General features: G+C 48.0%; 19 protein-coding genes. All 19 read left to right on the top strand.

Translation table 11 applies throughout. The annotated features are described in order from the left end of the window. Nucleotides 1-131: 131 nt before the first annotated feature. The 19 genes from NYE45_RS01065 to NYE45_RS01155 all read left to right on the top strand — a co-directional run bounded on the left by NYE45_RS01065 (nt 132) and on the right by NYE45_RS01155 (nt 23,649). On the top strand, nt 132-836 hold the full coding sequence (locus NYE45_RS01065) for a PspA/IM30 family protein (RefSeq protein ID WP_340015235.1): 705 nt from the start codon (nt 132-134) through the stop codon (nt 834-836). Nucleotides 837-872: 36 nt separating this feature from the next. Next, nucleotides 873-1,904, top strand: a complete 1,032-nt coding sequence (locus tag NYE45_RS01070) for a TFIIB-type zinc ribbon-containing protein (protein ID WP_340015236.1) — start codon at nt 873-875, stop codon at nt 1,902-1,904. Next, entirely contained in the window at nt 1,901-2,701 is an 801-nt protein-coding gene (locus tag NYE45_RS01075) for a TPM domain-containing protein (protein WP_340015237.1), read from the top strand. Before NYE45_RS01070 ends, NYE45_RS01075 begins: the two co-directional genes overlap by 4 nt. Before the next feature lie 46 nt (nt 2,702-2,747). Beyond that, nucleotides 2,748-3,791 carry an SPFH domain-containing protein gene (locus NYE45_RS01080; RefSeq protein ID WP_076210220.1) on the top strand — a complete coding sequence of 348 codons (1,044 nt, stop codon included), beginning with the start codon at nt 2,748-2,750 and terminating at the stop codon, nt 3,789-3,791. A 254-nt stretch (nt 3,792-4,045) separates the two neighbouring features. Further along, complete coding sequence (locus NYE45_RS01085) at nt 4,046-4,273, top strand: DUF896 domain-containing protein (RefSeq protein ID WP_076333539.1); 228 nt, start codon at nt 4,046-4,048, stop codon at nt 4,271-4,273. Between the two features lie 132 nt (nt 4,274-4,405). Next, the gene (locus tag NYE45_RS01090) at nt 4,406-5,362 is read left to right on the top strand and encodes a ring-cleaving dioxygenase (RefSeq protein WP_340015238.1); all 957 of its coding nucleotides are present in this window, start codon (nt 4,406-4,408) and stop codon (nt 5,360-5,362) included. A 60-nt stretch (nt 5,363-5,422) separates the two neighbouring features. Beyond that, on the top strand, nt 5,423-6,511 hold the full coding sequence (locus tag NYE45_RS01095; protein WP_340015239.1) for a low temperature requirement protein A: 1,089 nt from the start codon (nt 5,423-5,425) through the stop codon (nt 6,509-6,511). 421 nt (nt 6,512-6,932) lie between these two features. Further along, complete coding sequence (locus NYE45_RS01100; protein ID WP_340015240.1) at nt 6,933-9,716, top strand: glycoside hydrolase family 3 C-terminal domain-containing protein; 2,784 nt, start codon at nt 6,933-6,935, stop codon at nt 9,714-9,716. A 188-nt stretch (nt 9,717-9,904) separates the two neighbouring features. After that, nucleotides 9,905-10,096 (top strand): hypothetical protein, encoded by a 192-nt coding sequence (locus NYE45_RS01105; RefSeq protein ID WP_062837718.1) that lies wholly within the window; start codon nt 9,905-9,907, stop codon nt 10,094-10,096. A 217-nt stretch (nt 10,097-10,313) separates the two neighbouring features. Next, nucleotides 10,314-11,354, top strand: a complete 1,041-nt coding sequence (locus NYE45_RS01110) for a sialidase family protein (protein ID WP_340015242.1) — start codon at nt 10,314-10,316, stop codon at nt 11,352-11,354. Between the two features lie 77 nt (nt 11,355-11,431). Continuing rightward, on the top strand, nt 11,432-12,196 hold the full coding sequence (locus NYE45_RS01115; RefSeq protein WP_340015243.1) for a copper homeostasis protein CutC: 765 nt from the start codon (nt 11,432-11,434) through the stop codon (nt 12,194-12,196). A gap of 30 nt (nt 12,197-12,226) precedes the next feature. Beyond that, nucleotides 12,227-13,687, top strand: a complete 1,461-nt coding sequence (locus tag NYE45_RS01120) for an alpha-L-fucosidase (protein ID WP_340015245.1) — start codon at nt 12,227-12,229, stop codon at nt 13,685-13,687. 1 nt (nt 13,688) lies between these two features. After that, nucleotides 13,689-15,446, top strand: a complete 1,758-nt coding sequence (locus tag NYE45_RS01125) for a beta-galactosidase family protein (RefSeq protein WP_340015246.1) — start codon at nt 13,689-13,691, stop codon at nt 15,444-15,446. Nucleotides 15,447-15,555: 109 nt separating this feature from the next. Next, complete coding sequence (locus NYE45_RS01130; RefSeq protein ID WP_340015247.1) at nt 15,556-16,422, top strand: sugar phosphate isomerase/epimerase; 867 nt, start codon at nt 15,556-15,558, stop codon at nt 16,420-16,422. Between the two features lie 253 nt (nt 16,423-16,675). Beyond that, entirely contained in the window at nt 16,676-17,734 is a 1,059-nt protein-coding gene (locus NYE45_RS01135; RefSeq protein WP_340015248.1) for a Gfo/Idh/MocA family oxidoreductase, read from the top strand. Nucleotides 17,735-18,244: 510 nt separating this feature from the next. Beyond that, nucleotides 18,245-19,657 (top strand): alpha-L-fucosidase, encoded by a 1,413-nt coding sequence (locus tag NYE45_RS01140; RefSeq protein WP_340015249.1) that lies wholly within the window; start codon nt 18,245-18,247, stop codon nt 19,655-19,657. A 357-nt stretch (nt 19,658-20,014) separates the two neighbouring features. Continuing rightward, entirely contained in the window at nt 20,015-20,959 is a 945-nt protein-coding gene (locus NYE45_RS01145) for an ABC transporter permease subunit (RefSeq protein ID WP_264935646.1), read from the top strand. Between the two features lie 15 nt (nt 20,960-20,974). Beyond that, nucleotides 20,975-21,883 (top strand): carbohydrate ABC transporter permease, encoded by a 909-nt coding sequence (locus tag NYE45_RS01150; protein ID WP_017691189.1) that lies wholly within the window; start codon nt 20,975-20,977, stop codon nt 21,881-21,883. 128 nt (nt 21,884-22,011) lie between these two features. Beyond that, the gene (locus NYE45_RS01155) at nt 22,012-23,649 is read left to right on the top strand and encodes an ABC transporter substrate-binding protein (protein ID WP_340015250.1); all 1,638 of its coding nucleotides are present in this window, start codon (nt 22,012-22,014) and stop codon (nt 23,647-23,649) included. Nucleotides 23,650-23,736: the final 87 nt, after the last annotated feature.

A 23,736-nucleotide genomic window follows, 5' to 3' on the forward strand; every position in this document is an offset into this window, starting at 1 on the left:
TCTTATATTGTGTTGTTATAGTATGGATTTGGATCGTATTAACTCCACTTGCAATCGTGAAATGTGAAACGTATGTGGGCGTATTCATGTATTATAGTATACATATGAACTTTTCGGAGGAGGAACAAGTAATGGGAATCTTATCGAGGTTTAGAGACGTGATGAAGGCCAATGTGAACCACATGCTGTCGCGGGCGGACGACCCGGAGAAGAGTGTGAATGAGTATATGCGCAGCCTGAGCAGTGATCTGGGTCAGGTAAAAGCGGAGACGACAGCGGTGCTGTCAGATGAGAGCCGGGCGAAGCGAGCATTGGATGAGTGCAGTGCCGAGGTCAAGAAATTACAGCGGTACGCTGAGAAATCAGCGGAGTCGGGAGACGAAGACAAGGCACGTGGTTTTCTAGAGAAGAAAGTGAAGCTGGCTGACAAATTGAACGAATTACATGCCGCATATGAACGTGCTTCCGCCAAAGCCAAGATGATGAAGCATATGAATGATAAGCTCGTTGCCGATCTGGGGCAACTGGAAGCGCGGCATGCAGAACTGAAAGGCCGAATGGCAGATGTGAAGGCGCAGCAACAGGCGAACGAACGGAATGCATCTGCGGGTAGAGCTGATGCCGCATTGAAGGCCATGGAAGACAAGGCGAATCAGGCGCTGAACGAAGCGGAGGCTTTGGCAGAACTACGCGCTGGAGCACAGGAAGATGATTTGGACGAATTAATTGCCCAGTTGGAGAGGGACATGAATGCGGATGCGGGTAATAATGAGAGTGTGTTGCCAAGTGCGGAGGAAGAACTCGCAGCGATCCAGGAGAAGTTGAAGAATAAGTAATACGTTACACCATTTCGTTAACATTGAGGTGAGCAGATGCCGGTTATTGAATATAAATGTCCCAACTGCGGCAGTGGCATGATCTTTGACAGTGTGTCAGGTGCATTATCCTGTCCGAGCTGCGGCCGCCAGGACAACATAGAGCAGATTCCAGATCCGTTGAAGAGACAAGTGTTTACGGAAGATGAGGTCAAGGAATACCACTGTAACAGCTGCGGAGCTGACATTGTGACAGAACCGGAGACCAGTGCGACGACATGCAGTTTCTGCGGTGCAGCGGTTGTACTGAGTGATCGGCTGACGGGCAATTTGGCCCCTGCGATGGTAATTCCCTTTTCCATTAACAAGGATCAAGCCAAGCAGGCTTTCAAAAAGTGGTGCAAAAACGGCCTCTTAACGCCAAGTGGCTTCATGTCCGCCGATCGGATTCAGAGCATTACCGGCATGTACGTGCCGTTCTGGTTGTACGAGTTACATAACAAAATCGAAGTGCATGGTCGTGGCACCAAGGTTAGATCCTACACCCAAGGTGACTACCATTACACGGAAACTCAGCATTTCGATATATACCGCCGGATTCGGCTGAATTACGTGAATCTGCCCATCGATGCATCGGAGAAAATGAAGGATGAGCTGATGGATAAGCTGGAGCCTTTTCCATACAATCAGCTGAAATTGTTCAAGACCCCGTATCTGGCGGGGTACATTGCGGAAAAATACAGTTATACGGACGAGGAACTTTTCCCACGGGCCAAGGATAAAACGAGATCTTACATTGATTCTTATATTGCTTCAACCGTATCCGGATATAGTAGCGTGAGCTACACGGACAAACAGATTGATACGACGCTCAAACATGCGGACTATGTGCTGCTCCCGGTATGGATGGTCAACTACGACTATAATCGTGCACAGTATACCTTTGCCATGAATGGTCAGACAGGTAAAGTGGTGGGTAAACCGCCGATCAGCAAAGCCAAAGTGGCCGGATGGTTCGCAGGAGTCTCTGCGGTCTCGTTGCTGTCACTGAAGCTGGTTTCCTGGATGATGGGAGGTGGATTCTTATGATGAAAAGAACCCCTCTGGCCGTGATGGCTACGCTCATTTTACTTATGATAACCCTTGTCGCTCCGTTGATTTCCATGTCATCGGCATCCGCAGCGGAGAGCAAAAATCTCATCTACGATGAGGCCAACCTGCTGAGTGAGCAGGAGATCAGTGAACTGAATCTACTTGCGAATCAGTATGGCGCTGAACGGCAGACGGACTTTGTTATTTTGACAACAAATAATGTTGAGAATCAGGATGTTATGCTCTTAACGGAAGATTTTTATGATAAGCAGGAGCTAGGGTACGACAAAAAATTTGGCAATGCTGTCATATTAACGATGGATATGAATAATCGCGAAGTGTATCTGGCTGGATTTTATAAGGCAAAAGAATATTTGAGTGATCAGCGACTAGATTCTATCCGTAACCGAATTACCTCTGAATTGTCCAGTGGGGATTATAAACTCGCATTTGAGAAATACATTGAGCTCTCTTACAAATATATGGGGTATGAACCCGGTGTGAATCCGAACAACATTTTGTTCAACGGCTGGTTTCAGTTGGGAGTATCTGTAGTTCTTGGCGGTATTGTTGTTGGTATGATGACCTATCGTTCCGGGGGGCGTGTCACGGTCAATCGTGCGACTTATGAGGATTCAAGCAATTCCAGTGTAATTGATCGTCAGGATCGTTATATCCGTACGACCGTAACCAAGCGCAAAATCGAGAAGAACAATAACAACGGTGGAGGCGGCGGAGGTGGAGGTACCTCCCGAGGCGGTCATTCACACAGTGGAAGTAGAGGTTCGTTTTAGTAACGGAGTCTGCGAATTATGTTAAATAGAAGGGATGGGAACGAGTATGGGATTTTTCAGAAATCAATTTTCGAATGTGGTGGAATGGGAAGAGTTCAGAGATGACATGATATTTTGGAAGTGGAGCAACCGGGAGATTAAGAAGGGGAGTAAACTCATTATCCGTTCGGGTCAGGACGCCATTTTCCTGAATAACGGTAAAGTGGAAGGGATTTTCGAGGACGAAGGATCATTTAATATCGATTCCGAGATCATTCCGTTTCTTTCTACCTTAAAAGGGTTCAAATTCGGATTTAACAGCGGCATGCGGGTCGAAGTCTTGTTTGTAAATACCAAAGAGTTCACCGTGCGCTGGGGCACACAAAGTCCGGTGTTGATTCCAACACCACAACTCCCGGGCGGGATGCCGATTCGGGCCAACGGAACATTTAATTTCAAAGTAAGTGACTATGTGACCCTGATTGATAAGATTGCAGGCATCAAACAGAGTTATCTGGTCGAGGATGTCAAAATCCGAATCACTTCAGTGCTGGATCAGCTTCTAATGAAGTGGATTAGCCGTGAAGGGAAGGATATGTTCAACCTGCAGGCCAATGCATCGGATATTGCCAAGGGGATTCAGGAAGATCTGGATATGCAGATGATGGACATCGGCATTGGGATTACCGGTTTCCAAGTGATGAGCTTCAACTATCCAAAAGAGATTCAGGATATGATTACAAAGACCGCTTCGCATGAGATGATTGGTAATCTGCAAAAGTATCAACAGGTCAGCATGACAGACGGCATCTCATCCGGTAAAGTACAGGGCGGCGGCGCAGCTTCGGATATGGCGGGCATGATGATGGGTATGAACATGGCCAATGAAATGATGAAAAACATGAACCAGAACCAAGGCCAAAACCAGAACAATAATTCCAATTCATCTCAGAATCAAAATAACGACCAGAAACCAGCGGGAAATAGCAACGGTGATTCGAATACATCTTCATCTACAGAAGGCAACAAGAAGCCAAACTTCTGCCCAAACTGTGGAGCCAAAAATGAAGGTGCCAACTTCTGTCCGAACTGTGGTCAAAAGCTGGGCTAATGAATTAAATACATGAAGGGCTAGGTTCGTAGTAAGTGAAATTACTGCGGAGCTAGCCCTTTTTTGTTTGGAGTCATACTTAAAGCAACATGGAGTAGAGCAGAGGAACGGGTGCAGTCATTTAATTTTTATAAAAGAGTTGACAACCGATCACAAATCATTTATCTTTAACTTAAGATATTTAATTTGAATATAAATAAATAACAAGCCAAAACAAATATCTTTAATCCATTACATGAGGAGAGATCAAGATGATGATCCCAACATTGACCAGAATAAATGAACTTTCAAGAAAAGCCAAAGAGGGCGGATTGACGGAGATGGAGAAAGAGGAACAGGCTCGTCTTCGCAAGGAATATCTGCAAACTTTTCGCGGTTCGGTCAACGACATTCTGCTGAATGCAACCATCTATGATCCAAACGGCGATGACGTGACTCCTGATAAATTGAAACAAGAACAGGCCAATCAAAATAACGACTAGCATATTATTCGCTAGACCATATATCTTAATTTAAAGATAATACAAACTTACTATAAATCAAATAACTAACTCAAATATCTCTAACACCTAATCAATTTAAAACATGCTTACCAAACCAAGGAGGAATTAATCATGACTATTCAAACAGCAGGTATTCACCATATTACAGCTTTCGCAGGCGATCCACAGGCCAACGTTGATTTTTATGCCGGAGTTCTGGGACTTCGTCTCGTGAAAAAAACAATTAACTTCGATGCACCTGATGTATATCATTTGTACTTTGGAGACGAACACGGAAGCCCGGGTACCATCATTACCTTCTTCCCATCGGCTGGATCACCACGGGGCAAAATTGGCGGAGGTCAGGTCGGCATCACTTCCTATGTCATTCCTCCTGGGTCGATTGGCTTCTGGCAGAACCGGTTGGAACAGTATAACATTGAGGTAACCAAAACAAGTCGCTTCAATGAAGAGCTGCTTCAATTCGAAGATAGCGAAGGCCTGCGGCTTGAGCTTGTTGAACGGGAAGAAGGAGCAACCAGCACTTGGGCGCATGAAGGGATTCCAACCGATAAAGCGATCAAAGGCTTCGGCGGTGCTGTCCTGTTCAGTGTTAATCCGCAAAGAACGATGGATGCTCTTGAGAAAATCATGGGATTTGTCAGAGTGAGTGAAAATGAAGAGTATGCTCGTTTCCGGTCCAGTGGGGATATCGGTAATGTCGTAGATGTTCCAGTGACCCGTATACCTCTGGGTATGGGCGGCGCAGGAACCGTGCACCATATTGCATGGCGCGCAAAAGACGATGAGGAGCATGCACAGTGGAGCGAAGCTGTACGTGATTACGGGTACCAACCGACTCCAGTTCGGGATCGTCAGTACTTTAACGCAATTTACTTCAGAGAAGCTGGTGGCATTCTGTTTGAAATTGCTACAGATCCTCCGGGCTTTGCCAAAGATGAACCTGCTGATTCGCTTGGACAAAAATTGATGCTGCCTGAGTGGTTTGAGAAATACCGTCCACAGATTGAGGATAATCTGCAACCGATCGAAGTAAGAACGCTCGTACCTGCTACAGCTGCGAATTAATTGGAGGGTTATTCTGTCATCAAAGTGTAAGTGTAAATGAAACCAAAGGAGCATTGAAGGATGATGGAGAAAAAGGTTACCTGGCTGGAGCTGTTCTACGATCTGCTCTTTGTAGCAGCGGTCTCTAAAGCGGGCCATGTCTTGTTGCATGCCGAACACGGAGTAATTACGTTTGAATATTTAATGAAATTTGTGCTTATTTTCATCCCTGTTTGGTGGGCATGGGTCGGTCAGACCTTGTTTATTAACCGTTATGGTCAAGACATCCTGATCCATCGAATATTCCTCATCCTTCAGCTTCTGTCCGTTATGGTCATGACGGCGAGCCTCTCTACCCATTTTGACCAATATTATCTGTCCTTCTTCATCGGGTATATCGGCTCACGGGCGTTTACGGCCATTCAGTATCTGACGGCTCACAAGTCAAAAAGCGAGCATCAACAGCAAGCCGCTCGTTACTTGGGCATCTGTTTCCTTATTGGGATATTAATCTCATCAGGTTCACTGTTTTTCGATTCATGGTTACGCTACTTAATTCTGTATGTGGGGATTGCTGTGGACATTGTGCTTCCGCTGATCGGTCGTAAAAATCTGGTAAAAGTACCGGTTCAGACCCATCACTTGTTGGAACGCTTCGCACTCTTTACACTTATCCTGCTGGGTGAATCGGTGGTAAGCATTATCGCTGTGCTGCAAGCCGATCATTGGGACATGAAATCCATCTTGTTTGCCGCCTTTACGTCCATATTTGTCATTGCAATGTGGTGGCAGTACTTCGACAACGTGGAGAAAAAGGTCAGCAAAGAGATTCAGACTGCCGGGCAAGCGATCATATACGGCCATCTGTTCATCTACATCTCCATGAGCATGATCGCGGCATCAATTCAGCTGTTATATCAGAATCAGTTAAACTATGTGTTCATGCTCGGGTTTGTATTTGGATCAGCGCTACTGTATTTCTTGTCGACCTCCCTTGTGTTCCACCGTTACAGACACGCACATCTACGACTCCGGCCACGTCATCTGGCGGTGATGGTAGGGTTGCTGGTGGCATTTGTCCTTGTAGATCTGGTCTATCGAGTTCCAGGCTATGTCATCATGGGCGAAGACATGTTGTTCTTCCTGGTGTATGCGAAACTTACGACTTGATATGAGTAATCTAAAATGAAGAAAAGTCACGGACAACAGACGTCCGTGGCTTTTTGTTATGCCACTAATTGTGAACAAGTCTTAATTATATCAATAAAGCACAAATCTAATTTAATTTCTTCAATAGAATCTGTTAATATGAGACTATGTACAAGTGAATCTACCAGATCATAGAATATCTTTTTTATAAAATGAGCGTAAGAAACAAACATGAAAACGGAGAGGACAGAAATAACCTGAAGAAGCATAAGCGTTCGCCTTTATCAACGGATTTCTCCCTTAGGAAAAGGGAATCAAGAAATCGGGGGATAAGAGTGATCGAAGGGTTGTTCTGTCATAGTAGTGGCCGAGTGACGTTTTGTGAGTTCATTTTATATATAGCGATTCGTAGATATGGGGATGACAATCAGGAGGGAAATCATTGAGCACACATCAAATCGGAGTTCCATTGGAAGGGTTTGCAGAGTTTAGTCGCACGGTTGCCGCAGAAGGAGCCGTTTTACTCAGAAATGAAGGCCAGGTGCTTCCGCTTCGCGAAAACGAAAACGTTTCAGTTTTTGGACGAATTCAAGTCAATTATTATCGCAGCGGCACGGGTTCAGGCGGTAGCGTTCATGTGGCCTATACAACCAATCTGTTGGATGGTCTTCGCAGCAAAAAGAATATTACCGTTAATGAAGAGCTTGCAGCTGTCTATGAGAAGTGGATTGAAGAAAATCCATTCGATGATGGCGGAAAAGTATGGGCAGCCGAGCCATGGAATCAGAAAGAAATGCCTTTGACGGATGAACTTGTTGCACAGGCTAGAAGCAAGTCCAGCAAAGCTATTATCGTGATTGGACGTACAGCAGGGGAAGATCAGGATAATGCGGATGCGCCAGGAAGTTACCAACTGACAGAAGATGAGAAAGCGATGTTAAAACAAGTCACTTCGCAGTTTGAACACACGATCGTTGTGCTGAATGTCTCGAATATCATTGATATGAGCTGGTTAAACGAAACGTATCTACATCCGATCCAAGGTGTAATTTACTCCTGGCATGGCGGTATGGAGGGTGGTAATGCGATTGCTGATGTGCTGGCGGGCGACGTTACACCAAGCGGTAAATTGACAGATACGATTGCATACTCCATCGAAGATTACCCTTCGACGAGCAACTACGGCAATGAGTTCAAGAACCTGTATCAGGAAGATATCTATGTAGGTTATCGTTATTTCGAAACGTTTCGACCTGAGCGCGTTCAGTTTGAATTCGGTTACGGCCTGTCTTATACGACGTTTTTGACCCAACACGAAGAAGCGAAATCCGTGTCCAAAGACGGCGAAACCTACATTGAAGTTCGTGTCAATGTGACCAACTCAGGTACAACATATGCGGGCAAAGAGGTTGTGCAAGTTTATTATGAAGCACCACAAGGCAAACTGGGACAACCGGTGAAGGCTTTAGTAGCATTCGGCAAAACAGGATTGTTGCAGCCGGGCGAGTCAGAACTTCTGACGATCAGCTTCCCGATCAATGCCATGGCATCCTACGATGATGCGGGTGTTACAGGTCTTGCTTCCGCGTACGTATTGGAAGAAGGCACATACCGACTGCATGTAGGAACCAGTGTGAAACAAGTGCAGCTCATCAGCATCGATGGTCAGGATGGCTATGTTATTGAATCCCTTCAATTGGTGGAGCAACTGCAAGAAGCAATGGCCCCAACTGAAGATTTTACACGGATGAAACCGGGTCTGCGCAAGGAAGATGGATCATATGAACTGACTTATGCCGAAGTGCCGAAGCGTAAAGTATCCATGGCGAACCGGATTGAAGAGAATCTCCCGCAAACGCTGGAGCAGACGGGTAACCAGGGCCACAAGCTGAGTGATGTTAAGGCTGGCAAAGTGAGTCTGGAAGCCTTCATCGCTCAACTGAGTGATCAGGATCTGGCGGCAATTATCCGAGGCGAAGGCATGAGCAGCCCGCTCGTTACTTCGGGAACGGCATCTGCATTTGGTGGTGTCAGCGACAGCCTGTTCAACTACGGTATTCCGGTAGCATGTACGGCAGATGGCCCGTCCGGTATTCGTATGGATAGTGGCGAGAAGGCAACACAGGTATCCATTGGGACATTGCTTGCGGCGACATGGAACAAAGATCTCGTTGAAGAGTTGTATGTGATGGAAGGACAGGAACTGCTGAGAAATCAGGTGGATACCCTGCTCGGACCTGGACTGAATATTCGCCGGAGCCCGCTCAATGGCCGGAACTTTGAGTACTTCTCTGAAGATCCACTGATCTCGGGTGTATTTGCCGCGGCGTGTACGAAAGGTATTATGAAGGGTGGTTCCAATGCCACACTGAAACACTTTGCCTGCAACAACCAGGAGAAACACCGCAGTAAAGTAGATGCCGTTGTCTCCGAACGTGCACTGCGTGAAATTTACCTGAAAGGGTTCGAAATCGCTGTAAAAGAAGGCGGAGCGAACTCCATCATGACCTCTTACAACCCGGTTAACGGACACTGGGCGGCATCCAATTATGATCTCAACACCACGATTCTCCGTGGCGAATGGAATTTCGAGGGTATCGTAATGACCGACTGGTGGGCGATTATGAACGATGTGACCGAAGGTGGAGAGGCGGATCGCAAATACACCAACTGGATGATTCGTGCGCAGAATGATCTCTACATGGTTGTACCGAACTACGGCGCAGAGATCAACGGCTGGGATGATAACACGATTGAATCTTTGGAAAATGGAACACTTACGCGCGGAGAACTGCAACGCTCTGCGATTAACATCTGCAAGTTCATCATGAATGCACCGGTGTCCGGCAGAAAACACGAGATCGTGGAGAACGTCGCTTCGTTCCAAGCGAATGCTTCTCTATCTGCTACACAAGCTCAGGCGCTGGTTGAGAACGCACAGGTGAAACCTGAAGTAGCTGAACCCGTCTACATGAAAGTGGACGAGGCAGGCCATTACCGGATTATCGTACAGATCATGTCCCCTGAGCCGGAACTGGCTCAAAGTGCATGTAACCTGCTCCTGAATGATCAGTTGGTGACCACCATCCAAACGAATGGTACGGAAGGCAAATGGATCAGACAGAAGCTTGTCAAAGTAGATCTTGAAGCAGGACTGTATGAATTGAAACTGGACTTCACAAAACCAGGCCTCCAGATTGATTGGATCGAATTCAAGCAGGTGTAGAAGATAGTCGGATATATCAGGTGATAACAGCAATCGAAAGGTTGTTCTGTCATCAAAAGTAGAATACGTTGGTATGACAAAGGACACTGTTCGCGGGTGTCCTTTGTTGTAACACGGAATAGCTACTGTTATGATAGTGTTATGGGATTCTGGAGTTCTGAACAATGGGGTCAGGGGTGTTGCGAAGAATGAGAAATTATAATTTTTTGAGTCCAATCCTGCTGGTTGTAGTGGCGCTGATTGTAAGAGGCCTGGTGACTAACCTGGGAGTTCTTTTCGGACTATCACAAGAAGTGGCGAGTAATATTGCCATGATAGCCATGATCATTGCTGCACTGATTATGTTTAATCGAATGACGAAGGCTCGGCGTAAAAAATAGAAAAAGCTCGGATAACCGAAAGGTTATCCAAGACATGAAGACACCCTCCGGGTGTCTTTTTTTGTATTGACGTTCTGATCCTAACGTTTTAGACTATTGCTAATAAATAATAACGTTAATAATAACAAAAATAACAAAAAGCATCAGGAAAAGTACATGATGTCCGTTGCACGCTCTATTTGCTAGCCCATCCCGGTCCCCAAAGGAGAATCCATTCATGAAGATCATTGCCGACAAACAATATATCTTTCAGGAAGGTCAGCCTTTTCAGAGCAGTCATGCGTCCACCGTTGCTGTTTTACCGAATGGCAGTGTGCTTGTTGCATGGTTTGCAGGTCAGCATGAGAAGGCGAGTGATGTAGCGATCTGGCTCGCAAGGCAGGATCATAGCGGAGCGTGGTCTGTTCCACGTAAAGTTGCGGATGAGGAAGGTATTGCGCACTGGAACCCGGTGCTGTATGCACAGGGTGATTCGCTGATGCTCTTTTATAAGGTAGGGCATGAAATTACGGATTGGCATACCCGTATCATTCGTTCAGGGGACGGTGGATATACGTGGACGGCTTCTCGGGAATTGGTGCCCGGCGATATTGGTGGTCGTGGGCCGGTTCGGAACAAACCTATTCAGCTGGAGGATGGAACAATGCTGGCTCCCGCATCCATTGAACGATTGGACCCTGAGGTATCAGGCAAGCAGATCTGGGAGTCCTTTGTCGATATCTCAACAGATCACGGGGAAACATGGACGAAAAGTACGCATGTGCCGATGGACCTGTCCACCTATGTTGGGGCGGAGCATTGGTTTGCGAAGGGGCTGATCCAGCCTACATTGTGGTCTTCTGGTGGAGAGCGTGTGCACATGCTTCTGCGCAGTACCGAAGGGGTTATTTTTCGCAGTGATTCGCCAGATGGTGGACGCACATGGTGTGAAGCTTACGCTACAGAATTGCCCAACAACAATAGCGGAATTGATGCCATACGCATGGAGCATGGCTTGCTTGTGCTTGTCTACAATCCGGTCAGTGGATATGCAACAGAGAGCCCTCGAACCCCGCTGATGATTACTTTTTCAACGGACAATGGTCAGACCTGGGGTGATGAATATGTGCTGGAAAATGAACCGGGGGAATACTCGTATCCGGCGATTGTATCTCAAGGGAAGGATCTTTATGTCACCTATACGTGGAAAAGGGATCGGGTCGCGTTCTGGAAACTAACCGTCACTCATAACGATGAAGAAGGACCGCAGGAGCGCTGATGATACGCTTTGTCGGTCCTATATGTCATGGAGCGTAGCACTTTACAAGTACGATAATGATCAAGGGAGTGACCCTTATGAACAGACAGCCTGTATTGGAAGTCATCGCTGTGAATGTGGAAGATGCCAGAGCCGCAGAACAGGGTGGTGCAAACCGAATTGAACTGGTATCAGCGATGTCCGAAGGAGGGCTTACCTCCAGTTATGGTGTCATCGAGCAAGTAGTATCACAAGTCTCCATTCCAGTGTATGTCATGATCCGTCCACACAGTCGCTCTTTCCGCTATAGCGCAGATGACGTCCGTGCCATGACCCGGGATGTCTGCGTGGCGAGGGAACTTGGAGCTGCTGGCATCGTGATCGGCGCCCTTACAGAAGCTGGTGAAGTGGATCTCCTATCCTTGCAATCATGTATGGCCGAAGCTCAGGGGCTCGGCGTTACGTTTCATCGTGCGATTGATGTGAGCGCAAGCCTGACTGAGACGCTCAAGGTCATCAACAAATTGGGTACCGTCGAGCGTGTGCTTACATCGGGAGGGAAACGGGTAGCGCCTGAAGCGATGCTGGAACTGAAACAGCTTCAGGAACTGGGCCAAACCTTGAACATCGCTGTCATGGCTGGCTCGGGGATAACCGTAGACGGGATTCAGACCCTCGTCCAACAAACAGGTATCACAGAGATACATATGGGATCAGGCGTCAGGTCCGAAGGCAGCTTTAATTATCCCATTGATCCACATTTGGTCGAAGAAGCCAAGCAGCAGTTATGGTTTGCATCACAGCAATTCATGGATAGTAGTGCAATGAGTAGCGGTCCAAGCGATGGAGGCCTAGTGACATAGGAATGCACGAAATAAAAGGAGTGATACGCCATGAATCAAGAACTGCAAACATCCGAATGGATTAAGTCCGCAGCACAGGTAAGCCCATCGGAACGCCAGTTGAGGTGGCAGGAGATGGAGTTCTATGCATTTATTCATTTTACGGTAAATACATTCACGGACCGGGAATGGGGCACTGGGGAGGAAGACCCGGCTATTTTCAATCCTTCTGAACTGAGCGCAGCGCAATGGGTGCAGGCGTGCAAGGCTGCTGGGATGAAAGGGCTGATTTTGACGTGTAAACATCATGATGGATTTTGTTTGTGGCCAAGTCAGTTTACAGCGCACACGGTCGCGGCAAGTCCATGGAGGAATGGTGCGGGGGATTTGGTTCAGGAAGTTGCAGATGCCTGCCGTGAGGGAGGGTTGAAGTTTGGCGTGTACCTTTCTCCTTGGGACCGCCATGAAGCCTCCTATGGGGATTCGCAGAGATATAACGAGTTTTTCCTCCAACAGTTGCGCGAGCTGCTCACGAATTATGGCGACATCTTCTGTGTATGGTTCGACGGTGCGTGTGGGGAGGGTCCGAATGGTAAAAGGCAGATCTATGACTGGGACGCCTATTATGCGCTTATTCGTGAACTTCAGCCGGGAGCTGTCATCTCGGTATGTGGTCCGGATGTTCGCTGGTGCGGCAATGAGGCAGGGCATACGCGGGAATCGGAATGGAGCGTCGTGCCAGCATATATGCAGGATAATGAGAAGATTCAGGAGCAATCGCAGCAGGTGGATGATGGTGAGTTTGCCACAAGGATCAATACGCAGGACAGTGATTTGGGAAGTCGAGAGGTCATTCGTTTCCAAAGTGACCAACTGATCTGGTACCCTGCTGAGGTGAATACTTCAATTCGCCCGGGATGGTTCTATCATGCCAGTGAAGATGATCAGGTCAAAACATTGGAAGAATTGCTCTCCGTCTATTACGGCGCAGTGGGGGGCAATGCCACCTTTTTACTCAATCTGCCGCCGGATACGCGTGGTCTCATTCACGAAACGGATGTCGAGCGACTACAGGAATTGGGAGATTCGCTGCGCACCATTTTTCAGGAAAATTTCGCCTTTCAGGCGCTGGTAAAAGCATCAGAGACGATGGATGAACAACATGCCGTATCAGAAGTGCTGACAGAAGACCGGGATACGTATTGGCGTCCCCTTGAAGGAACGGAGCAGGCTTGGATTGAGCTGGATTTGCGGGAGGAACGATCATTTGACCGGGTGGTGCTGATGGAGCATATCCAGACAGGTCAACGGATTGAGCGTTTTACACTGGAGTTACAGACGGCAGATGGTGGTTGGGAAGCGTTCTACACGGGGACGGTGGTGGGGTATAAGCGAATTTGCTGTTTCCCACAGGTCACATCGAGAAGGATGCGATTAACCATTCATGAATCCAGATGGTACCCTACGTTGTCCGGGTTGGGCATATATCTAAGTGAACGGGGAGGGCTGTAACATGGCGGTGCTGACGTATAAAGGTTCACAATTCATGTATGGTGGCGAGCCCATTCGAATTTTGTCGGGTGCCATCCATTACTTCAGAGTGGTTCCCGACTATTGGGAGGATCGGTTGCTCAAGTTGAAAGCCTGCGGTTTCAATACGGTGGAGACGTATGTGCCGTGGAATGTTCATGAGCCGCAGCCGGAGCAGTACTGTTTTGAAGGTTTGGCTGATCTGGAACGATTTATTCGCACTGCGGGAGATGTGGGTCTGCATGTGATTGTTCGCCCAAGTCCTTATATATGTGCCGAGTGGGAGTTTGGCGGATTACCTGCCTGGCTGCTTGCTGATGATGACATCCGTCTGCGGTGTAATGATACAAAATTTCTGGCGAATGTGGATCGTTATTATGATGTGCTTTTGCCCAAATTAAAACCTCTTCTTAGTACCAATGGCGGACCGATTATCGCAATGCAGATTGAAAATGAGTACGGCAGCTTCGGGAACGACACGAGTTACCTGCAATATTTACGTGATGGTATGGTAGAGCGCGGTATGGATGTGCTTCTGTTTACTTCGGATGGACCAACAGATCACATGTTACAGGCAGGATCGGTACCGGGGCATCTGGCTACGGTCAATTTTGGTTCAGGGACGGAAGGAGCGTTCGCCAAACTGCGTGAATATCAGGCGGACGAACCTTTGATGTGCATGGAGTATTGGAATGGCTGGTTCGACCACTGGGGAGAGTCACATCATACCCGAGAAGCCGCAGATGTGGCTGGTGTATTTGAGGAGATGCTTCAAGCAGGAGCCTCAGTCAACTTTTATATGTTCCACGGTGGAACAAACTTCGGATTCTATAACGGGGCGAACTGTCAGCAGAAGGATCAATACGAACCCACGATTACAAGTTACGACTACGATTCACTGCTCAGTGAATCCGGGGAGCCGACAGCGAAGTTCCATGCGGTGCGTGATCTTATTGCTCGGTATAGCGATGAAGATCTGGGTGAGCTTGTGCTGCCAGAATCGAAGGGGACCGTCGCCTATGGGCGAGTGGAATTGAACCAGCAGGCGTCTTTACTTACACAATTGGACCGGATATCAGCCTCGGTGCAGCGTACGAATCCGGAACCGATGGAGAAGCTGGGTCAGGATTATGGCTTTATTTGTTATCAGACCCGGATATCCGGGCCCAGAGAGCGACAGGAGCTGGTGATTCAGGAGGTACGTGATCGTGCGCTTGTGTTTGTGGATAGGCAATTTCAGGGAGTGCTTGAACGGGGAAATACGGCATTATCGGTATCCTTTGAAGTGCCGCCAGAGGGCGCAGATCTATTGGTTCTTGTTGAAAATATGGGGCGAATCAACTATGGTCCGTACCTGAGAGATCCGAAGGGCATTACGGAGGGAGTGCGACATGGCTTTCAATTTTTATATGATTGGACGATTCATTGTCTGCCATTAACCGATCTGTCGGGTTTGCAATTTAGCAATGCGATTAGCGAAGTACAGGGGCCAGCTTTTTATAGGGGAAATCTTCAGATCAAGGATGTGAGAGATACTTTTCTGCGATTGGATAACTGGACCAAGGGAGTTGTATTTGTAAACGGATTCAATCTGGGTCGATTCTGGAATAAAGGACCGCAAAAAACGTTATATGTACCTGCTCCACTTCTTCGCGAGGGTGAGAATGAAATTGTAATATTCGAGCTTCATCAGACGGCTGATCTGGCCGTAACGTTGGTGGATACACCGGATTTGGGCTAGGAAAAGGAAAATAGTTGAGCCAAACGATTATTGAGAATTGTCGTGTCCGCCGGAAAAAGGTATACGTTGGGTATGGACATTGACTGACTACAGGAGAGGATGAGGAAAAATGAAAGTTGGACTCAGTACCTACAGTCTGCAACAAGCATTGGATCGCAAAGAATTGACCGTACCGGATGCCATTCGTTGGATCGCCGATCAGGGTGGGGAACATGTGGAGATTGTGCCAATGGGATTCAGTCTGATCGATAACCCGGAGTTGATTGATGAGATTAAAGCTGTGGCAAAAGAGGTTGGAATTGATATTTCCAATTATGCCATCGGCGCTAACTTTGCTGTGCAGGAAGACGCCGAAGCGTTGGAGCAAGAGATCCAGAATGTGATGCGACATGTGGATGTAGCTGCAGCGCTCGGAGTAAAGCTGATGCGTCATGACGTGGCATTCCGCCCTGCACCAGAGGGAACCGTAGCACAGTTTGAGATCGACCTACCGGTACTAGTGAAGGCTTGTCAGCGGATAGCCGATTATGCAGCGGATTTTGGAATCACAACAAGCGTGGAGAACCATGGGTACTATGTGCAGTCGAGCGAGCGAATTCAGCGTTTGCTACACGAGACGGCGCGGGATAACTTCAAAACTACGCTGGATGTCGGCAATTTCCTCTGTGTGGACGAAGATCCGGTGAGTGCCGTAAAAAATAACATTCCGTACGCGTCGATCGTGCACGCCAAAGACTTCTACTGGAGACCTTCCTACCGGAACCCCGGTGAAGGCTGGTTCCAAACTTCGCATGGCAATTACCTGCGCGGTGCCATTGTGGGCCATGGCGATATCGACATGCCTGAGGTATTCCGTGTGTTGAAACAATCCGGGTATGACGGATATATCTCGGTTGAATTTGAAGGCATGGAGGATTGTAAAACCGCCTCACGTATTGCTATGGATAACGTCCGCCGCCTATGGGAAGAGGCATAGGGCTGAGTACTTGTTTTAAATGAATAAAATTGAATCCAATTCTAAAGAAGGCGTGAGTAACAGAGGGGAAGCTTGGAACTGTAGGAGCGTTAGCGACCGCCTTTGTCTGCGGATTTCAACCGCTAGAGCGGTCAATAAAAGAAATTTGCAGACAACAGCGGCCTAAAGTCCAAGCATTCACCGTCGTTACGTTAAGCCGAATATTATAATTTCTTGAGTCAATTCATATGAAAACGATGGAGGAATCAGCACTATGTCCAAATTGAAAGTTGCCGTTATCGGTGCCGGATCCATATCCGATTGCCATTTGCAAGCCTACGCCAGTAACCCCGACGTTGAAATATACGCCATCTGCGACCTGAATGCAGAACGTGCCACAGAAGTGGCGAAGCAATATGATGCACCCCATGTGTTTACCGATTACAAAGAATTACTCGCACTGCCCGAGATTCATTCCGTCAGCATCTGTACATGGAACGACTCCCATGCGGAGATTAGCATTGCTGCTCTGGACGCGGGTAAAAACGTGCTGTGTGAGAAACCGCTCTGCCAAACGGTGGAGGATGCCCTTGAGGTAGAGAAGGCGGTTCATCGCAGCGGAAAGTTGCTGCAAGTCGGTTTTGTTCGCCGTTATAGCGACAATGCACAGATTCTGAAGAGGTTCATTGACGAGGGTGAACTGGGCGAGATTTATTATGCCAAAGCCTCCAGTCTACGGCGTCTGGGCAATCCGGGTGGCTGGTTCTCGGATATTAACCGCTCCGGCGGTGGCCCACTGATCGATATCGGGGTGCATGTGATCGATATCTGCTGGTATCTGATGGGCAGACCAAAGGTAAAATCCGTCTCCGCTAACGTGTCTAACCGATTGGGGAACCGCTCGAACATTAACAATCTGTCATTCTACAAAGCAGCAGATTATGATGCGGAACAGAACACCGTTGAGGACATGGCGAATGCCCTGATTCGTTTCGAGAACGGTGCGAGCCTGCTCGTGGACGTCAGTTTCACGCTCCATGCCAAAGCGGATGAGACGTCGGTCAAACTATATGGCGACAAAGGCGGTGCAGAGCTGGAGCCGGAAATTTCGATCATTGGCGAGAAATTTAACACCATTTTGAACATGACTCCACAGGTGGATTTCAAATCATTTGACTTTATGGGCTCGTTCCGCAATGAAATCAACCATTTTATCGATAGTACGCAGGGTCTTAAAGAAACACTTAGCCCCGTCGAGGATGGCGTCGAGGTAATGAAAATGCTCTGCGCCATCTACGAATCAGCCCGTCAAGGCCGCGAAATTACGCTGTAAAGGTAGGATTGTATTGCGTTGATACTTAGGGAGCGAGCGCTACCGAACCTGAGTCGCGCTATATCGGAATAAACAGCAGTTTACAGCGTTTTTATAAGCTGATTTCGGGAAATAACGTGTCTGATGTTCCTTACAATTTAAAAAGAGGACCATAAAGCTAAATAAGACGCCCTGAGTTCCTTAGAAAAAACTTTACTCATTCGCCAGGATCAGCAGCTTGGATTTCCTTATATAGAAACGAAGGAGATGCGGGATTCACAAGTAATTGAAGATGGCACCGCAATCGAAATAACAAAGTTACTACGCCCCTTAATAGTTAAACTAGCGTTTACGCCAAAACGGAGAGTGCAGAACCAATCTGAAGAAGCGAAGCGCTCGCCTTTACCCCCGGATTTTCCCTCTAGGGAAAATCCGGGGGTAACAGCGATCGAAAGATGGTACTGCACTCGGAGTGACCAGGCGTAACATACAAGGTCTATCTTTTATCCAATCCAAAGGAGATGAAATAGGATGAGCGAAACCAAAGAAACCGTACTGGAGCAGGAAGAGCAGATCGTCGAAGCCGGGGTGCACAATTTTAGCAAAGAGGATGAATGGATCAAACCGGAAGATCCGCTGCTGAATGAGCGGCTGGAGTGGTTCAAGGATCAGAAGTTGGGGCTGATGATGCACTGGGGGCCGTATTCCCAGCTTGGCCTTGTGGAGTCCTGGGCGCTGAGCGACGAGGATGGCGATTGGTCGCGCGACGACATCGACTGGACGGATGACATGGAAGACTTCAAACGGGAATACTTTGATCTCAACAAAACCTTTAATCCGATTCGCTTCCAGCCTGAGGAATGGGCACAGATGGCGGCAGATAACGGATTCAAATACTTCCTGTTCACCACCAAGCACCATGACGGTTTCTGCATGTGGGATACCAAGACGACGGATTACCGGATTACGGGCAAGGACACGCCTTTTCATACCCATAAGTATGCGGACATCTGTCGAGCATTATTTGACGCTTTTCGGGCCAAAGGACTTGGCATCTCAGCGTACTTCTCCAAAGCGGACTGGCATACCCCGTATTACTGGGCACCGGGCATGGAGCGTGGACGGCATATGTGGCGCGGCCCTTCGTATGATCCCCATAAGTATCCGTGGCTGTGGGAGAAATTCGTAGAGTTCACACATGAGCAGATCATGGAGTTGCTGACGAATTACGGGCGGATCGAATGTCTGTGGCTGGATGCCGGCTGGGTGCGCGAAGGTCGCCATGGTCAGGATATCAGGCTCGGGGAAGTCGTGGAACGGGCGCGTCAGACCACACAACCTTGGCTCCTGTCCGCAGATCGTACCGTCGGTGGACCGTATGAGAATATTGTTACCCCCGAGCAGACCATACCGGAACATCCGATGAACATTCCATGGGAAAGCTGTATTACTGTGGGATACTCTTTTGCTTTCGGATTCGATGATCAGTATAAAACGGGAAGACAGCTGGCACATATTCTACTCGAAGTCGTGTCCAAGGGTGGTAACCTGGCACTGAATGTAGGACCGCAACCCGATGGGCGGCTGCCAAAAGGGGCAATTCGAGGCATCAAGGGCCTCGGTGAATGGTTGGGAACTCATGGAGAAGGCGTCTATGGAACCCGGATCTGCGGGCCATATTTTACGAAGGATTGGGCTTTCACCCAGAAGGAAGAGATCAACACCGTATATGCCTTCCGTTTATACCGAAACGAAAATGAGACCGTACAACCACAGTTAATCATTCCTTATCTGGAAAAGGTAGAGCGGATCGAACTCGTCGGCACTAATGACGTACTTTCGTATCAGCAGACGGAAGACGGGCTTCTCGTGGAACTGCCACAATCCGCCGCGACCAGTGCAGCACCCATCACACATACGTTCAGATTGGTCACAAGCGCATAGAACCACATAGAACGCCATGTCAATTCCGGGGGAGATATCACAGCCTCCGGGATTTTTTTATTCATACAGAAGGAACACAATTTCCTACAGAAACGGCTCGTAATCGCTTGTCACACAAGGGTTTATGGAATAAAGATAAGTCGGAGAAAATTGCAAATTGATGAAAGTTTACGGTTCGAGGTACTATCAAATCAAGAAAGCGTTACCTGATATGAATGTTCACATAATATTTGCTTAACAAGGGAAAGAGAACAGAAAAAAGGATGTATAAGGGATGTAAATGTAATGTATTATTACACTTGAGGTGTAGAAGGAGTGACGCAAATGAGTCGAGCTACGGAAAGCATACCCGCCAAGATGGAACTCCAACAGAGGAAACATGTGGAGCCCAAGCGGCAGCATCCATTCATCAGAAGCCTCAAGAAGCACTGGGAGCTCTACCTGCTCGTGCTGCCCCCGGTGTTGTATCTGTTGATCTTCAAGTACATTCCTATGGTGGGTGTCCAGATCGCATTCAAGGACTTCAGCGTGGTCAAAGGAATCTGGGGAAGCCCTTGGGTGGGATTCAAACATTTTGAAGCCTTCTTCCAATCTCCAAACTTCTGGCTACTGATTAAGAACACGATAGGCATTAGCTTCTATTCCTTAATCGCAGGGTTCCCCATTCCCATCTTGCTCGCGCTGGCGCTGAATGAGATTCGAACGGGTTACTTTAAGAAGACCGTGCAGATGGTCACCTACGCTCCGCATTTTATCTCCACCGTTGTTATGGTATCCATTATCATTCTGATGCTCTCCCCGCATGTGGGCGTGGTAGACAAGCTGTTCACACTGCTCGGATTTCCGATGACCAACTTCATGGGCATCCCGGAATACTTCAAATCGATCTACGTTTGGTCTGGTGTATGGCAAGGCATGGGGTATTCATCCATTATATATATCGCAGCTCTTGCTGGTGTTGATCCATCTCTCTATGAAGCAGCGAAGATGGACGGCGCATCAAGGCTTCGGAAAATATGGCACATCGACCTCCCATCACTCGTTCCAGTCACCGTCATCATGTTGATTCTGAGTCTGGGCAGCATTATGGGTGTAGGCTTCGAGAAAATATATCTGATGCAGAATCCGCTCAACACAAGCGCTTCGGAGGTCATCTCCACGTATGTGTACAAGGTGGGTCTGATCGGAGCGAATTTCAGCTTCTCCTCGGCAGTAGGGTTCTTCAACTCCATTATCAACCTGATCCTGCTGGTTATCGTCAACGGCATATCGCGCAAAGTATCCCAGAACAGCTTGTGGTAAAGGAGGAGCTTATCCATGTTCAACCTGATTAATCGTAACCGGATCAAGGACCCGCTCGGTGACCGCATTTTCATGACATTCAACTACATCTTTCTGTTCGCTATACTGCTAACGGTGTTTTACCCGCTCTTGTATATCATCAGTTCTTCGTTTAGCTCTTCACGAGCCGTGACATCCGGTCAGGTGTGGCTGTTCCCGGTAGACTTTAACATCAAAGCGTACATCTCCATTTTCAAAAGCCAACAGCTTATGCTCGGTTTCTATAACACGATCATCTACACCGTGGTGGGCACGTTCATTAACGTGGTGCTGACCGTCATGCTGGCGTATCCCTTGTCACGAAAATCGTTCTATGGACGAGGGGCCATCATTATTTTCATGATGATCACAATGTTCTTTGATGGCGGTCTGATTCCCACCTACCTGCTGATGAAGGATTTGCACCTGCTGGATACACGTTGGGCAATGTGGCTGCCGGGGGCGCTCGCGGTGTTCCAGGTCATCGTGGCAAGGACTTTCTTCCAATCTTCCATCCCGGAAGAGCTTGGTGAGGCCGCGGAAATGGACGGTTGTCGGGATATCCGGTATCTGATCAGCGTGGTTCTTCCCTTATCGAAGCCTATTCTGGCCGTCATGACACTCATGTATGCCGTAGGCCACTGGAATGCGTACTTTGATGCACTGATCTACCTGCGCTCCGAGAAGTTGTTCCCTCTGCAATACGTGCTTCGCAATCTGCTCATCCTGAACGCGGCTGATCCGGCGATGCTTGCCAATACCAGCCAACAGATGCGAGATCAAGGGTTCGAGCAGGTGTTGAAATATGCACTGATCGTTGTCGCGAGTATTCCAATCCTGATCATGTATCCATTTGTACAGAAGCATTTTGTTAAAGGGGTCATGGTTGGTTCCCTGAAAGGTTAATCCTTGTGAGTTAAGCCCGGTTGCCTCTTGAAAGGAGGTGGAAGGAACACGCCGGCTTCCGGGGTCGATTTTATACACGTGCAGTACTACCAATGGTTTGCCGTTATGAACAAAAAGGAGGAGTCAGATTGAGAAAATCTTGGATTTCGATGTTGTTTCTGGTCTTTGCTTCGATGGCTTTGTTGTCCGCATGCAGTTCATCCGAGGAATCGGGTGGGAGTAGCGACGGTAGCGGGGAGAGCGGCGGTCCTGTAACCATGACCCTCTTTGCGCCGCAAGGCAAAGCGTCTATGGAAGAGAATGAATTCACCCAATTTATCGAAGACAAGTTCGACGTTACCCTGAAATGGGATCTGGCCCCAACGGACGCCTTGCAGGATCGCAGACAATTACTGCTGGCCAGTGGTGATTATCCCGAAGTGTTTCTTCACGGCAAGTTCACAACCTCAGACCTTCAAACCTATGGAAAACAGGGCGTGTTCCTTCCGCTACAAGATCTGATTCAGGAGTATGGTCCGAATCTGACCAAGATTATGGAAGAGAAGCCATACTTCAAAGAAGCCATCACGGCACCGGATGGCAACATCTATGCGCTGCCGATCTTCAATGAATGTTACCACTGTACGTATGCACAGAAATACTGGATCAACACGGAGTGGCTCGATAATTTGGGTCTGAAAATGCCAACCACGACAGATGAATTGTATAACGTTCTGAAGGCGTTTAAGACACAAGATCCGAACGGTAACGGGAAAGCGGACGAGATTCCACTCACGGGCGCACCGAACAAGTATGTATGGAATGGCAACATTGATGCCTACCTGATGAACAGCTTTATATACAATGACAACGACAAATACCTGATCGTGAACGATGGCAAGGTGAGTTTTGCCGCCAATCAGGAAGGGTGGAAGAAAGGGCTGGAGTACATGAACAAGCTGTATGCAGATGGCCTGATTGATCCGGCTTCCTTCACACAGAACGATCAGGCGATCGGACAACTGGGTAACAAAGAGGGCGATGAAGTGGTCGGCTCCATTACGACGGCGCTGGTCAGTTATCTCGTGAATACCTATGACAAAGAAATCACCCGTCACCAGCACTGGGAGATCGTTCCTCCATTGAAAGGGCCGGATGGCGTGCAGACGACAGGCGCTACGCAGAGCGTAGGTGAGTTTGAGTTTGCCATTACCAACAAAGCGACAGAAGCACAGCAGATTGCCGCCATCAAAATCGTAGACTACATGTTCAGTGAAGAAGGTGCGTTGTACGCGGAGTATGGACCAACTGAAGGCAAGGGCTGGAAGAAGGCAGATGCCGAGGAGAAAAACATCAATGGCGAGCCGGCCAAATACAGCTACTACAACCTGCCTGAGCGTGATCCAAACGTTGTTGTGAACGAGAGCTGGTCACAGATCGGAGCACATGACTTGTCCAACACGTTCCGTAATCTGTTTGCCGAAGGACAGAATCCGTTAGAAGCAGAGGGCTACGGTACACGTTTGGCTCAAGCTACCAATGTGTATGAACCTTATGCACCCAAAGAAGTGTACCCTGCGAACGTATTTATTCGTCCAGAGGATACGGAATCAGCTGCACAACTGACTACGGCCATCAAGGACTATGTGCAGACGAATATGGCGCAGTTCATTATTGGTAGCAAGAGCATTGATAAGGAATGGGATTCGTATGTTAAAGGCTTTGATGGTCTGGGGTTGAGTAATTACCTTGAGATCTACCAGCGTGCCATTGAGAAGAATCAATAATTGAAGGATTCCATATAGAGGCTGTCCCGTCTGTCACCCGTGACCGGGACGGTCTTCTCCTATGACAACCCCACGTCATCCGATATA

The organism is Paenibacillus sp. FSL K6-1318 (assembly GCF_037976905.1).
Taxonomy (GTDB): Bacteria; Bacillota; Bacilli; order Paenibacillales; family Paenibacillaceae; genus Paenibacillus; species Paenibacillus amylolyticus_A.